The following is a 15057-nucleotide window of genomic DNA, read 5'->3' on the forward strand; positions in this document are numbered from 1 at the left end:
TTACATTTTAAAAAGCTGGAGTATATCTGCTAAGCTCAATACGTATTCGGCAGCCTTTATGTCAATAGCTGCTTGGGGCATATCCTGCATTTCGGCTTCGTTAGGATTTTGTACAATAGTTAGCGAACCACTTTTACGCAATTTTAATAACCCTTCTGCCCCATCCTGATTGGCACCCGAAAAAAGCACTGCTGTGCAGCAATCCTTATAAGTTTCGGCCGCACTTTCAAAACTCACATCAATAGATGGTTTTGAATACCATACCGCTTCTGATACATCTAAGCCAAAACATTTCTCCTTTTCAATTAGGGTATGATAATTAGCCGGCGCTATATAAATTGTTTGCTTGTTTATGCAGTCTTTATCGTTCACTTCCCGCATTAACATTCGACTATTTTCGGCAAACAGATTTTCTATATCACTAAAAAAATTCTTTTTCCGGTGAATTATTATCAATACAGCTTTGTTTAGTGTTGATGGGAACGCCTGCACGGCGTTAAAAATTGGTTTAAATGAACCTGCCGATCCGCCCAAAAGTAGCAGTTCTGATTTATGCCAACGCTCAATTATGTCATTGTTAAGAGCCAATTTTTTGATATATATTTTCTTTCTGATTGATGACCTTAAATTTTTTCTTAAAAAAATCTGACCGAATGGTTTCTTTAGTTCCTAAACACAAAAAACCTAAAGGTGCCAGGCTTTTATAAAACAAATCAAGTATACGTTCCTGCAACTTTATCTCAAAATATATAAAAACATTACGACAGCTAATTAATTGAAATTCGTTAAAAACATTATCAGACACTAAATTGTGTACAGAAAATAGGGTGTTTTGCTTTAATTCGTTATGAATACTGGCTGCATCATACAATATAGTGAAATGATCTGTTATGGACCCGCTTAAGCCGGTAAGCTGGTAGTTTTCTACATAGCTTTTTATTTTGCGCAAACTATAAATTCCTTTCCGTGCTTCTTTTAACACTTCGGTATTAATATCAGTTCCGTAAATAAATGATTTTTTACGCAGGCCGGCTTCATTCAACAATATAGCTAACGAATAAACTTCTTCTCCGGAAGAGCATCCGGCACACCATATTTTTGAATGTTGATAGGACGATAAATAAGGAATTACCTGGCTGTTAAGCGCTTTGTAGAAACTTGGGTCACGAAACATTTCAGTAACGTTTACCGTAATTTCTTCTAAAAGAAACTGAAAAAAAGCGGGGTCATTTACCAGTAAATGCTTTAAATCATACAACTGGAGCCGCTTTAATTGCAAAACCCTTAATAACCTACGCTTAAGTGACGCTTTTGAATAATATGAAAAATCAAATCCATATATCTTTTTTATCAGATCTATAAGTTCATGTAATTCTTCAATAGTTATTGTTTCGGGTGAAGCATGCATATTATTTTTCCAGCCACAATTGCATTAAAGCAATAAGCCTATCCATATCAACCGGTTTGGTAATATAATCGTTGGCACCGGCTTCAATACATTTTTCACGATCGTCCATCATAGCTTTTGCAGTTAACGCAATAACCGGAAGCCTGGCCCATTTGTTTTTCTTACGTATTTGCCTTGTAGCTTCATAGCCATCCATTTTGGGCATCATAATATCCATTAACACAATATCAATGTCGCTTATGTCCTCTAATTTGGTTAACGCCTCTTCGCCATCACCGGCAACCTCAACCACCATATCATAGCTTTGTAAAGCGCTGCTTAACGCAAAAATATTACGCATATCATCATCAACTATTAACACTTTTTTTCCTTTAATGATGTCTTTACCTGCTGTCATAACCTGTTTGTTTGGATTGGATCTGGAATGATGATTATTTGTACCGCTAATTTTATTTAAAAACAGGTTTACTTCGTCTATAAGCCTATCTGATGATTTATTTGTTTTTACAACCATCGCGTTAGCATATTTCATTAACCTGCTAACCGATGTTTTATCCAATTCCATTGCCGTATTTATAATTATTGGTAATGCGGCAAATTGTTCAATAGCTTTAATTTTGTCTAACAGATCAAGCCCCGAAATGTCTGGCAGGTTCAAATCCAATATCACGCATTGATATTCATTCTCCTGCAACATCTGGAAAGCTGATTCGCCATCAAATGCCTGCTCAACATTTATGCCATTGGCTTGCATCATTTCTTTTAAAGCCTGACTTTGTGCCAAATGATCTTCAACCAATAATATCTGTTTAAATTTAACCCCACTTTGTACCATCATATCGCCAAATAACTTATCAAGCGTGGAAGTGTCAATTGGTTTCTTCAAGAAGCTAATGGCACCTTCTCCCTTAACCTTATTGGCAGCGGCATCGCCTGCAGACATTAAATGAACAGGAATATTGGCTACTTCCTTTATTTGCTTTAGCTCTTTTAGTATTTGCCATCCATCCTTACCCGGAAGCATAATATCCAATATCACGGCATCAGGCATATTTTCAGTTATTGCATCAACAGCACCAGTGCCTTCATTTACTATGATGGATCTATAACCATGATCGCGGGCATAATCCTGTAAAATATCTGCAAAGTTCTTATCATCCTCAACAATAACTACTAAGGGCTCGCGGTTTTCCTGTCCAACCGGTCGTTGAATAGGCTTTAAAAACTCACTGATAGGTTCAAAACTTTCAGCAGTTGGAATGGTATCGCTATCTTTCTTTTCTGCAACCGGTTTAGCCTCAATTGGTAGTGTTAACACAAACTCACTCCCCTGGCCCGGTGTGCTGGTTAATGATATTGATCCGCCTAACAAACTTGCCAGTTCGCGGCTTATTGATAAACCCAATCCTGTGCCGCCATATTTGCGACTGGTTGAACCATCAGCTTGTTGAAATGCCTGGAAAATTATTTTTTGCTTATCAGGTGCGATCCCTATGCCTGTATCTTTAATGCAGAAATCGATAGTTTGCCCTTTACCTTTAACAACATTAATCGCTACAGCACCATTCTCTGGGGTAAATTTAAACGCGTTTGATAGCAGGTTTTTAATTACCTGTTCCACACGCAGCTTGTCGGTAAATATGCCGGGGTTAACATTGTCGCCAACGGAAGTAGTATAGGATATATTTTTATTGACGGCTACCTCACTAAACAAACTTTCCATATCGCCCAAAATATCGGTTATGTTTATAACCTCGTTGTGCATATCCAGCTTGCCCGATTCAATTTTCGACAGATCTAAAATATCATTGATCAGTGTTAACAAATCATTACCGGCATTGAATATTACACTTGCGTATTTAATTTGATCTTCGGATAGATTGGCCGGTTTATTATCTTTTAATATACGTGCCAGTACCAGGATACTATTAAGCGGGGTACGCAATTCATGACTCATATTAGCCAAAAATTCCGATTTATATTTCCCGGTTGTTTCTAATTCTTCTACTTTAATATTTATGGCCTGGCGCGCCTCTTCAATTGCCTGGTTCTTTTCTTCCAGCAAACTGGCTTTCTCCTCTAACTCGGCGTTAATGGTACGCAATTCTTCCTGCTGTACACGCAACTCTTCTTCTGATGCTTCTAACATTTCTGTTTTATTCATCAATTCCTCGTTGGTAACACGCATTTCTTCCTGCTGTGCTGCTAATTCTTCGGCCTGTTGCTGCGTTTCTTCAAACAGGTCGTGCATTATGGTACGCGCCTGGGCCGTATTAACTGCTATTCCTATGTCATTAGCTACAGCAGTAATATAATCGCGGTTGTGATCATCCAGTTTCTCATCAAAGGCTATCTCAATAACCCCTTTTAACTTTTTATCAAAAAAGAAAGGTACAATGTAGCTCTCTACCAAAACATCGGTTATTATTGATGTTTCCAGATCCAATTTTTCGTTTAAGCTACCTTTTACTACGGCGGCTCTATTATCTTTTGCTACCTGTCCTATCCAACCCTCGCCTATTTTAATATTTCTTTTTATAGCACCTAAATTTGCAAAAGCATACGAAGCATAAAAGTCAAGCCTATCCTCTGCTTCATTAAATAAGTATAAGGTTCCGGCTTTGGCATTAGTATAGCTACAAACTTCTTTTAATATATTATCTGATAATTCTTTTTCACTTTGCTGCCCCTGCATCTTTTCGTTAAGCAGTCCGGTACCCGTTAGTAACCAGTTTTTAGCTTTATTTTCGCCGAGTACATTTTCTAACTCAGTATTGGCAATTTTTATCTCTTCCTCTATTTTTTTCTGCTCTTCAAAGGTTTGCTGTATGTAATAGAACAGCACAATTATTATTACCAGGAATATAATAGAACCTACAACAATAAATACCATTGCATTTTTTGAAGCAGCACCAGAACTGGCTTTACGATCGGCTAATAATTGATTTTCAGTATCAATAACCTTTGTGATAAGTCCACGGATATCATCCATGTTCTTTTTTCCATTCACAAACATGTTGTTCTGGACCATGTACGCTAAACCCTTACTATCCCGGGTCTCTATATCAGCTTTAAATATATTTAGCTGGCTATCAACCATATTAGTTAAAAATTCAAATCTTTTAACCTGAGTAGGATTGTCAGCAACAAGTCCTTTAAGTTCGTTCAGATCATCATCTATAGCAGGTAACGCTTTATAATAAGGATCTAATAAACTCTTCTTTTGCGCAGCGCAATAACCGCGCATACCTGTTTCGGCGTCAATTAACTGTTGTAATAAATTGGTTGATTTTTTGATTACCTGTTGAGTATGCTCAACCATAACGGTATCATCCTGTAACTGGTTAATACTATTAAAAGATAGTATGCCAACAATAAAAACAAGCAATATAGATACGGCAAAGCCTAATAGTACCTGGTTACGAAAAGATAACTTTAACATTTCAATGGTTTGTGTAATTACAAATATGTTAAAAAACTGTTTTAATTATTACATTATAATTAACGGTTTTATTTACAACTACCTTGAATATTTTGAAGGTTTAAAGAATGTACCAACTAATGACAACAGTGGCCCTGCAAATAATAAATACCATCCCCATTTAAATTTTATTTGCCGCTCTAAAAAAGCAGTTATACCTTTAAATGGTATAAAGCTAAAGCTGGTGTGTATTTTTAAGAATGCAGCCAGCAACAATAGGGTTACCAGTGCTAACGATATCAAAGATATAAGTTTAACTAATTTTGGCCGGTTTAATACGACAGCTATAATACCCACTACAGACATTAACAATATAACCATACCATAAGGTTTGTTCAGATCATAAACATCCCAGTTAAATAAACCAAATGGTCGCAATACTGGGCAGTACGTAGCAGCCATTAATAGTACAAACCCAATGAAGGATATCAATGAAGGCAGTCTCATATCCTATCTGCTTATTTCCATTTTATCAGCAAAATGCGCACAATAATCACGCAGATCCTCTACAATATTTGTTTCACCGGTGGCGCGTAAAAAGGTATCACCCATGGTTTGCAGGGTTTCATAAAAATGGCGCTTCATTTCATCAACCTGCATTTCTTTTGTCCAAAGGCCAATGTGCATGGTGTTTTTATAATGCGGATCCCACATAGATAGCATCATTGATTTTACCGCCTGCTTCTCTTTACTCTCGGCATCGGTTGCTTCCCATAAAATATTCTCAGGGATATTATTTTCGTCAAGCTGTATGGTTAGCTTTATTTCAGAAGTTTTCATTCAAATTATTTAACAAGTAAAAATATTATTGCGGCCAAAGTTATAAAGCTTAGCTCCACAATCCATAAAGTTTTGGTCACAGGAAAGAAATTTCGCAACATTATATCCAAAAAAGCCACTACAAAAGCGAATAGCAAAAATATTAAACCAATAGCAGTGCCCAAATGAGGGTATTGCATCCCTGTAATTTTGGCACCATATATTAATACATAAATTGCCAGTATTAAAAGTAGCGCGCTGCAAAAGTTTAAGGGCGTTATTCTGAATTTCATTGTATTGTACTATCTCTTTTTAAATTTCCTGCCGGGCCTTTTTGTTCCGGGTACATGGCCACCTGTGCGTTTGGCCCTTTCGGCATCAAATTTTTTGCGCTGGCTCAAGGTTTTCTTTTCGTGGAATGCACCCTTAAAATCAGGGTCTTCCCTGCGCTTTTGCATATCAACCTCTTTGGCCTGATCCTGCTTTTCGTCGTAAGGTGTAGCTTCTATAAATACCTCATCAGGTATAGGCTGCACCGGAATAGTTTGCCTGATGAGCTTTTGTATTTTATTCAAATAATATTCCTCTGCCGGGTTACAAAAAGTTATGGCTTCGCCCGATTGTAGTGCGCGACCTGTACGACCAATACGGTGCACATAATCTTCAATCACCACCGGTACATCAAAATTTATCACGTGGCTCACATCACTAACATCAATTCCGCGCGAGGCTACATCAGTAGCGACCAGTATTTTCACTTCGTCATTTTTAAACGAGTTCATGGAATTGATACGGGTGTTTTGCCCCTTGTTGGCATGCAATACCCTTACTTCTTTCTCGCCAAACTTGCGCAACAGAAATTTATACACATCCTCCGCAGCCATACGGGTTTTGCAGAATACCATTAGCTTGGTAATATCACCTTCTGCATCCAATAAGTTTTTAAGCAGATTGATCTTGGTTTTATTATTGGGCACATGATATACCTTTTGGTTAACAGTCTGTGCAGGCGTAGCCTGCGGCGTAACTTCTATCACCGTTGGGAACTCCAAAAAGTTACCTGATAACTGGTGTATTTTATCAGACATCGTAGCAGAAAACAACAGATTTTGCCGTTTAACGGGCACGACCTCCAATATTCTATTGATCTGTGGCATAAAGCCCATATCCATCATTTTATCTGCTTCGTCCAGTACCAATACCTGGATGGGTTTGGTAACAATATGGCCGGCTAAATAAATATCCATAAAGCGGCCGGGAGTGGCTACAATAATATCAACCCCTTTATTAATGTTTTCTATTTGTGTTTTAGGACCCAGGCCACCGTAAACCGTAACTACCCGCAGATCGGTGTATTTGGCGTAGATGCGCACATTTTCCTCTATCTGCATGGCCAACTCACGTGTTGGGGCTATTATCAGCGCACGGGCATGGTCGCCTTGGGCGTATTTAAGCTTCATGATGATAGGCAACACATATGCGGCAGTTTTACCGGTACCTGTTTGCGCTATACCCATCACATCCTGTCCGTTCAATATAGGTGGGATAGCTTTTTGCTGCACTGGCGTTGGCTCGGTATAACCGGCATCGGCAATTGCATTTAAAACTTGCCGGTTAAATTTAAAATCTTCAAAACTTGCAGCCATGCGGCAAAGATAGTCTATTAGTCGGGAAGTCGGGAAAGACCGTAAGACGGAAAGTTTTCAAGGGTGTTCTTTTGCGAGATTGGAACATTTTGGAACACCTCAACTCTCCCGCAATTATTTATATTTGTCTCATGCCCACGATCCTTATAAAATCCGCTACAATAGTAAACGAGAATAAACAATTTGTTGCCGACCTGTTAATAAAAGACGGCTTAATTGACCGTATTGCGCCACAAATTGATGTTAAAGCCGACCAGGAAATTAATGCCGAGGGCTTGCATCTTTTACCGGGTGCAATTGACGACCAGGTACATTTTAGGGAGCCTGGATTAACGCATAAGGCGGAGATCTATACCGAATCGCGCGCGGCGGTGGCAGGTGGCATTACTTCGTTTATGGAGATGCCGAATACTGTGCCTAACACGTTGACACAGGAGTTACTGGAAGATAAATACCAAATAGCATCGCGTAACTCATTGGCTAACTACTCGTTTTTTATGGGTGCATCCAATAATAATTTGGATGAAGTGCTACGTACTGATATCAAAAATGTGTGCGGGATTAAGGTTTTCATGGGATCATCAACTGGGAATATGCTGGTAGATAACCCGGTTACTTTGGAGCAATTGTTTGCGCAATCGCCTATGCTGATAGCTACGCATTGTGAAGATGAAACTACTATACAACGTAATTTGGCCCATTATAAACAATTAATGGGAGATGATATACCAGTTAAGCTACACCCGATAATACGCAGCGAGGACGCTTGTTATCTATCATCATCCATGGCGGTTGAATTAGCTAAAAAGCATAATACGCGCTTACACATATTGCATATATCCACAGAAAAAGAAACGCATCTTTTTGATAATACCACGCCGTTAAAAGACAAGCGCATAACTGCCGAAGCCTGTATTCATCATTTATGGTTTAGCGATGCAGATTATGAAACCAAAGGCAACCTGATCAAATGGAACCCGGCGGTAAAAACCGCTGCCGACCGTGAAGGTATATTAAAAGCTGTGCTTGATGGCCGTATTGATGTTATAGCAACCGACCATGCGCCACATACTATTGAAGAAAAATCACAACCCTACCTGCAAGCCCCATCAGGCGGACCATTAGTGCAACAGGCTATGCAAGCCACGCTGGAACTTTATCACCAGGGTAAAATAACACTGGAGCAAATTGCCGAAAAAATGTCGCACAATGTGGCTACCTGTTTTCAAATTGAGAAGCGTGGCTTTATCCGCGAAGGTTATTGGGCGGACATTGTTTTGGTAGACTTGAACCGGGCCAATACTGTGACTAAAGATAGCTTATTGTACAAATGCAAATGGAGCCCATTTGAAGGCACAACCTTTAAATCTACCATTGAGCATACTTTTGTATCAGGTAATTTGGCTTGGAGCAAAGGCAAATTGGTAAGCGAAACGGCAGGAAAAAGATTGAGTTTTAACAGGTAATTGTCTGAACCTTGATTGATAGGATTTATTGATTATAGGATTTAATTTATATAAATTAAATATTCATATAAATTAAATAAATACCTGATTATTAAATTGATAAAAATATCAATATGACATAGTGTCAGCAGGTATTGGGGTATCTATTTGCTGTGATATTTTACTGATTATCAATTTCACCTCTTCCTTTAATTTTTCAGGTTTTATAATTTCGGCACTATCGCCAAACATTAAAAACCACCGGGCAAAATGATTGAGCGAGTCGGTTAAAAACATCATTTCTATCCTGTCTCCTACTTCCTTTTCAGATATAAATCCGCTGTAATATTTTTGCCCATCCAGGAACCGATGTACCTTTTTGTCAACCCTGATAACCACCTCTTCTAAATGCTTTTCCTTAGCTGTTTTGGTGATGTAATCTTTTAAGGTTGGGTGCTCTGCATTAAAATGTTCATCTGTAACGGTAAGGCTTTTTATTCTATCCACCCTAAAATCGCGATATGCATTGCGCAACCTGCAATAAGCTATCAAATGCCAGTAGCTGGATAAATAAAATATGCCTACCGGTTCAATATCCCTTTTGGTATCCTCCTGGCTATGGCTGGCAAAGTATTTAATGGTGAGTATATTTTTATTGATGATACCATTTAAAATACTTTGAATGTGGTTATTGGTATTACTGTTTTGCTGAACCGGCGTTTCAATTACCGCTATGCGGTTATCCATCCCTTCTAACATGTCCTTTTCCGTCGTTTTAAGTATGGCCCGCACCTTATACATGGCCGATTGATAATGTGTTAACGTATTTCTATCCGTTAACTTCTCTACAAACTTTTCGGCAGTTAAAAAGGCCATAGCTTCCTCGCGGGTAAACATTACTGGTGGTAAACGGTAACCATCCATAATAGAATAACCTACCCCTGCCTCTCCTATCAGCGGTATACCGGCTTCCTCCAACGTTTTAACATCACGATACACGGTACGCAGGCTGATATTAAAGCGTTCAGCAATGTCACTGGCCTTCACCACCCTGCGCGATTGTAACTGAATTAAAATAGCCGATATACGGTCGATGCGGTTCATGCCTCAAATTAACAAAAAACTATCACCAATTAGAAAAAACTTACAGGAAGCACGACTTCAATTTGATTAGCACCTCGCCCACCAAACAGGTCGCGGTCCAATAAACGGCTATACCGTACACCAATGGTTATATTTTGCTGGTTAAATATCTTGGTATCAAAAAACACCTCTACCCCTGCCGATTTAAAATCAGCTTTAAAGGTAGCACCATTGGTAAAAAAGTCATTAACGTGCGTATAGTCGTAAAAAAAATTCCCTCTTACCCTTAAAAAATAAACCGTGTTGGCCACACCTGCATCCGGGTAAACAATCGGGAAATGATAGTTAACGCCTATTTTACTCAGCTGATATAAGTTCTCGGCCGTGTATCCTCGCGAATACGGAAAGTTATTGGAAAAATTAATAACATCATCCCTGCCCCTTTGCTGATAGGCGGCATTAATAACCAGGTTATGATTTTGAAGCAACCCCGGAAAATAAAACGTGCCTGATGCTAAAAACTGATGGGCGTTTGATCTATCAATAGTAGTTTTATAGTTCAGCGTGAAAGTTTGCCCTAAACGGGGGTAAATATTTTGCCGGGCTTGCTGTATACGCGTACTAAATATGATGTAGTTGTTTAGGTAAGTATAATTAACATCAGTGAACATAGCACGGTATGGCTGCTGAAAGCTGGTTAAATTATAATGGACATCGCTTCCAAACGTTAACCCTGTTAATTGTCTGCCACGGCTAAAATTTAAAGGTAAACGCAAGCCGCCATGTAAATCGCTTTCGTTCCAATATACACGGTTGCCATTAAACAACCCTCTTCTGTCTAACGTATAGTTATATCCTGCGGTGATGAAGGGGAATAATGCCCCATACATAGCGTCAAACCCAAACTGTTTATAGCCCTCAACCCGGTTGTAATTAAATGATAATTCTGATTGGAAAGTATTCAAGACATTTTCGCCAACCAACGATAACTTATAATTAGGATCAGTAAAATCAGGTATCAAACTATGAAAGTTAAATAGTTGGTAAGCTTTATTATAGTTAGTAACCCGCAATGGTTTGTTGCTTACTGTTGTCAATAAATTAGCAGCCGAATCTTTCCTTAACGCCGACACTCCAAAATCTGGTAATCCATTTGGGATATTATTGATTTCCGTCCATTCTGACGCATTTTTATTTTTTTGCTGTAATTGATACCCGTAAGCAGTTTGCTCAACCCAGGCAAGCTTATTTTGCCCCACAGCGGGTTGATATTGGCTTGTATTATCCTTATTGACCTGTGATAGTTTACCCGAACTCATATCCAACGCAAATAACCGATCATAAATACCCGACGTAGCCGAAAAATAAACTACACTACTCTGGACGGTCGGGAAAGCAATAGGCTGATAGGTAAATGGCAGTAAATATTTGATATTACCGGTTTTAATATCGATCAAAACCAAACTCATTTGCCCGGCAAAGTTCCTTACTGCTGATATGATCTGTTCACTGCCATAGAATTTGGGATAGGTGTAAAACAGGTTATCCTTTTTAGGCACTACAGTAATAACGCACCCGTTATCGGCACTTAAAATATGTAATTGGCTTTTACCCGATGGATCAACCTGCACGGCCACAATAGTTTTCCCATCATCATTTAAAGCGGGCGAAAAGTATTTTGTGCCGTTCGTTATCTGCTGCTCATGTCCTGTCTTTACATCTAACAACCTCAATTCGCTATAATCGCGATAGCTCCAGCGTACATCAGGGCGGTAACTGGCATATACTATTTTACCGTTGGCATAGCTGAAGTAATTATCTATGGAGACCGACCTTACGGCAATATCTCTCTTCTTACCTCCCTCGTTCATAACAAATACCGGGCGATGGCTGTAGGTAGATTTGAGGTAGATGATAGTGCTGTCATTTACAAATGCAGGATATTCCTGGTCGGCAATAAAATGCTGTTTATCAATTAGCGAATGATTGAGTGAGTTTGAAGATGGTTTATCGCCTGCAAACTGTTGTTTGAAGTAATTTAAACCGTTTGTCCTGAATTGTTTATAGCTTTCACCTGAATATTTTTTTACCGCTTTTTGTAATGGGTAAAATAAACCATTAAATGAAGCCGCATCATGGGTAACATCTTTCCAAAATGCATTACCATATTTCTCGCGGCCATAACTTACCATCATGTATCCTAAGGGGTAATGATTCGGCACATAATCAACCAACGAGCCATTACGGAGCTTCATCCAGCTATAATCCTTTCCTGCCGACCATAAAGCCCGATATCCATTCAAAAAATAAGGTATCCGCCCCCTGCCCTGTTGGCTCACTTCTGTTTCATTAAAAACCGCATCGCCTTCAAAAAACCAGTCGGGCACAGTTATGGAATTGGCTATGGCCTGTCCGCCCTGTCCAAACACGGTACTTATTACTTTTGATAGCCCCACATTAAAGTTATTGTATTGCTGCACATGCCTAAACTCGTGAATGCCTAACTGATCTGTCCAGGGCAAACTGCCTAATTCGAAGTTATTTTGGGCAGGGGTTAGATAAAACTCGCTTCTAAATGGGGCTAACCCTACATAGGCGTTAGATATAGTGGTTTGGTTTTGTAGTACAATGCTTACTTGTTTCTGTTTAGTGCCGATGGTTGGCTGCGTGGCTTTGTTTATCCGCTCAATGGTATTGGCTACCCTAAACCCTAATGAATCCATCCCCGCAGGGAAAATGACCTTGGCCGCAGATGTGTTCACTTGCTTCCATTTGATAGATGGCGGGTTAGCGCCAAACTGCTGTGCTTTAGCTACTGTAATAGCAGCAATAAACAATAATAACAGCAGGGTTTTCTTCATAAATGGGGTAAGTAGTTTACAAAATAAATAATTAGATATTCAAAAGACATTGGAATAGTTAAAACTACCTACATTTGCCCGTTGTTACAATAAAATATGGCTAAAGTTTCTATTAACCTGGCAACAGGTTCTATACAAAAAGAAGAATTAATTGTAGGTATTGACTTGGGTACCACCAACTCGTTAGTGGCGTTTATCAACCCGGATAAAAATCCGCAGGTAATAAATGATACCGGTAAAGGTGTTTTGGTACCTTCCATAGTGCATTTTAGCCCTGCGGGCGATATTACCGTTGGTAATGAGGCGCGCGATCTGTTAATAACCGATCCGCACAATACCATATTTTCGGTAAAGCGTTTATTGGGCCGCTCATATAAAGACATTGAGAATTATAAAGACTTTTTTAGCTATAAGGTTATTGATGATGATAGCGAGAGCCTGGTAAAAATTAATGTGGGTGATAAGTTTTATACCCCTATTGAATTATCAGGACTAATACTAAAAGAACTAAAGGCCCGTGCCGAACATGCTTTAAAAACCCCGGTAAACCGCGCGGTAATAACCGTTCCGGCTTATTTTAATGATTCGCAGCGCCAGGCAACACGTGATGCAGGTAAACTGGCCGGGTTAGATGTGTTACGTATTGTAAACGAACCTACCGCCGCGAGTTTGGCTTATGGTATTGGCTTAAATCCTGAAGAAACCAAAACCATAGCGGTATATGATTTGGGCGGTGGTACATTTGACGTATCTATCCTGCAAATACAAAATGGAATTTTTGAAGTACTATCCACTAATGGCGATACTTTTTTAGGCGGTGATGATTTTGACCGTGCTATAGTTGATTACTGGATAGAGAAAAACAACCTGAATAAAGCCGAAGTAGTAGCCAACCATGAACTTGGTCAACAATTGCGCTTAAAAGCTGAGGAGGCTAAAAAAGCATTTAGCCACCAAAGCCTGTTTAACGAAAAGATAGGCGAGATATGGTGCACACTTGACCGAGATACTTTTGAGCAGTTAATATTACCTAAGGTACAGCAAACTATTACAGCTTGTCAGAATGCTTTGACGGATGCGAAACTAACCGTTGATCAAATTGACGAGGTGGTGATGGTAGGTGGTTCAACCCGTACTGCTTTAGTTAAAAAATTGGTAGCCGATTTTTTTGGCCGCCCGGTACATGATGAGGTAAACCCCGACGAAGTAGTTGCTTTAGGCGCTGCTATACAGGCCGATATATTAGCAGGCAACCGTAAAGATATTTTATTGCTGGACGTTACTCCGCTATCATTAGGTATTGAAACTATGGGCGGGTTGATGGATGTAATTATTCCTCGTAACTCCAAAGTGCCTACCAAAGCAGGCAGGCAGTATACTACCTCGATAGACGGGCAGGTCAACATGAAAATTGCCGTTTACCAGGGCGAGCGCGACCTGATCAAAGAAAATCGCAAACTGGCTGAGTTTAATTTAAAAGGCATCCCATCTATGCCGGCTGGTTTCCCTAAAGTTGACATCAACTTTTTGCTGAATGCGGATGGTATATTGAAAATACAAGCAGTTGAGTTACGCTCGGGTGTTAAACAGGAAATAGAAGTGACCCCTACCTACGGTATTACCGACGACCAGGTGGAACAAATGCTGATGGACAGTATTACCCACGCCAAAGACGATGTGGCGCAGCGCATGCTGATAGAGGCCCGTACCGAAGGTGAACAAATGGTTTACACAATAGAACGTTTTATCGAAAAGAACGGCAGCCATCTTTCTGCAGAAGAAATTGATGAAACCCGTAAATATAACGAAGAGTTAAGGGCAGCCCTATCCACCGGAGAAAAGGACCTGATACTGAAAAAAATTGATGAAGTAAATGAATTTACCCGCCCTTTTGCCGAGCGGCTGATGGATACGGCCATAAGCCATGCCATGAAGGGCAAGAGTATTGAATAACAAAAAAGGCTTGCAAATTATTGCAAGCCTTTTTTGATTATAAGTTATTTATTGCTTCCTGTTCTTTCAGGGCAGTGATATTGTTTTTATCACTAAAGGTATCCGTCTGGTTAGCAAAGTCTTCTAATATACTTGCTATGGTATCCAAATTATCGGCAACCCTTTGGTGCATATCCGGCAGGTCTTTTTCTAACCTTTTATCGCCCAGTTCCATATTATCAACTTCAATTTTAGCCAGTTTGCTAATAATTGCCTGCTGACTATTCTTTAAATCTTCTAATTCATGGACTATCTTTTCCATCAATCCAAACTTCTTTAACTTATCCATAGTAGTATCTTTCTAATTTAATTTTACAATACTTTATCAACCCTATTACCTCAAAATTGTTTTGAATTTGGATATATCAAATAAAACTAATAA

General features: G+C 39.3%; 12 protein-coding genes. 2 read left to right on the top strand and 10 right to left on the bottom strand.

Going from position 1 to position 15057, the window contains the following annotated elements; all coding sequences use genetic code 11:
* The 7 genes from ACYVJ6_RS08940 to ACYVJ6_RS08970 all read right to left on the bottom strand — a co-directional run bounded on the left by ACYVJ6_RS08940 (nt 1) and on the right by ACYVJ6_RS08970 (nt 7294).
* Nucleotides 1-588: a chemotaxis protein CheB gene (locus tag ACYVJ6_RS08940; protein ID WP_460693712.1), complete on the bottom strand. Its 588-nt coding sequence runs from the start codon at nt 586-588 to the stop codon at nt 1-3.
* The gene (locus ACYVJ6_RS08945; RefSeq protein ID WP_460693713.1) at nt 578-1408 is read right to left on the bottom strand and encodes a CheR family methyltransferase; all 831 of its coding nucleotides are present in this window, start codon (nt 1406-1408) and stop codon (nt 578-580) included. Before ACYVJ6_RS08945 ends, ACYVJ6_RS08940 begins: the two co-directional genes overlap by 11 nt.
* A 1-nt stretch (nt 1409) precedes the next feature.
* Nucleotides 1410-4850, bottom strand: a complete 3441-nt coding sequence (locus ACYVJ6_RS08950; RefSeq protein WP_460693714.1) for a response regulator — start codon at nt 4848-4850, stop codon at nt 1410-1412.
* A 78-nt stretch (nt 4851-4928) separates the two neighbouring features.
* Complete coding sequence (locus tag ACYVJ6_RS08955) at nt 4929-5336, bottom strand: hypothetical protein (RefSeq protein WP_460693715.1); 408 nt, start codon at nt 5334-5336, stop codon at nt 4929-4931.
* Between the two features lie 3 nt (nt 5337-5339).
* Entirely contained in the window at nt 5340-5669 is a 330-nt protein-coding gene (gldC, locus tag ACYVJ6_RS08960; RefSeq protein ID WP_460693716.1) for a gliding motility protein GldC, read from the bottom strand.
* 5 nt (nt 5670-5674) lie between these two features.
* A complete protein-coding gene (locus ACYVJ6_RS08965) occupies nt 5675-5941 on the bottom strand; it encodes a hypothetical protein (RefSeq protein ID WP_460693717.1) in 267 nt (88 codons plus the stop codon).
* 9 nt (nt 5942-5950) lie between these two features.
* On the bottom strand, nt 5951-7294 hold the full coding sequence (locus tag ACYVJ6_RS08970; RefSeq protein ID WP_460693718.1) for a DEAD/DEAH box helicase: 1344 nt from the start codon (nt 7292-7294) through the stop codon (nt 5951-5953).
* Nucleotides 7295-7425: 131 nt separating this feature from the next.
* On the opposite strand from ACYVJ6_RS08970, the gene ACYVJ6_RS08975 reads away from it, so the two are divergent.
* Nucleotides 7426-8760, top strand: coding sequence for a dihydroorotase (locus tag ACYVJ6_RS08975; protein WP_460693719.1), 1335 nt, complete (start codon nt 7426-7428; stop codon nt 8758-8760).
* Nucleotides 8761-8868: 108 nt separating this feature from the next.
* Here ACYVJ6_RS08975 and ACYVJ6_RS08980 read toward each other — a convergent pair whose 3' ends face one another.
* Both ACYVJ6_RS08980 and ACYVJ6_RS08985 read right to left on the bottom strand, forming a co-directional pair.
* Complete coding sequence (locus ACYVJ6_RS08980) at nt 8869-9843, bottom strand: helix-turn-helix transcriptional regulator (RefSeq protein ID WP_460693720.1); 975 nt, start codon at nt 9841-9843, stop codon at nt 8869-8871.
* A gap of 29 nt (nt 9844-9872) precedes the next feature.
* Nucleotides 9873-12683: a TolB family protein gene (locus tag ACYVJ6_RS08985; protein ID WP_460693721.1), complete on the bottom strand. Its 2811-nt coding sequence runs from the start codon at nt 12681-12683 to the stop codon at nt 9873-9875.
* A gap of 96 nt (nt 12684-12779) precedes the next feature.
* On the opposite strand from ACYVJ6_RS08985, the gene hscA reads away from it, so the two are divergent.
* Nucleotides 12780-14636: a Fe-S protein assembly chaperone HscA gene (hscA, locus tag ACYVJ6_RS08990; protein WP_460693722.1), complete on the top strand. Its 1857-nt coding sequence runs from the start codon at nt 12780-12782 to the stop codon at nt 14634-14636.
* Between the two features lie 37 nt (nt 14637-14673).
* Here hscA and ACYVJ6_RS08995 read toward each other — a convergent pair whose 3' ends face one another.
* Complete coding sequence (locus ACYVJ6_RS08995) at nt 14674-14964, bottom strand: hypothetical protein (RefSeq protein WP_460693723.1); 291 nt, start codon at nt 14962-14964, stop codon at nt 14674-14676.
* Nucleotides 14965-15057 lie beyond the last annotated feature (93 nt).

It is taken from the genome of Mucilaginibacter puniceus (assembly GCF_054783175.1).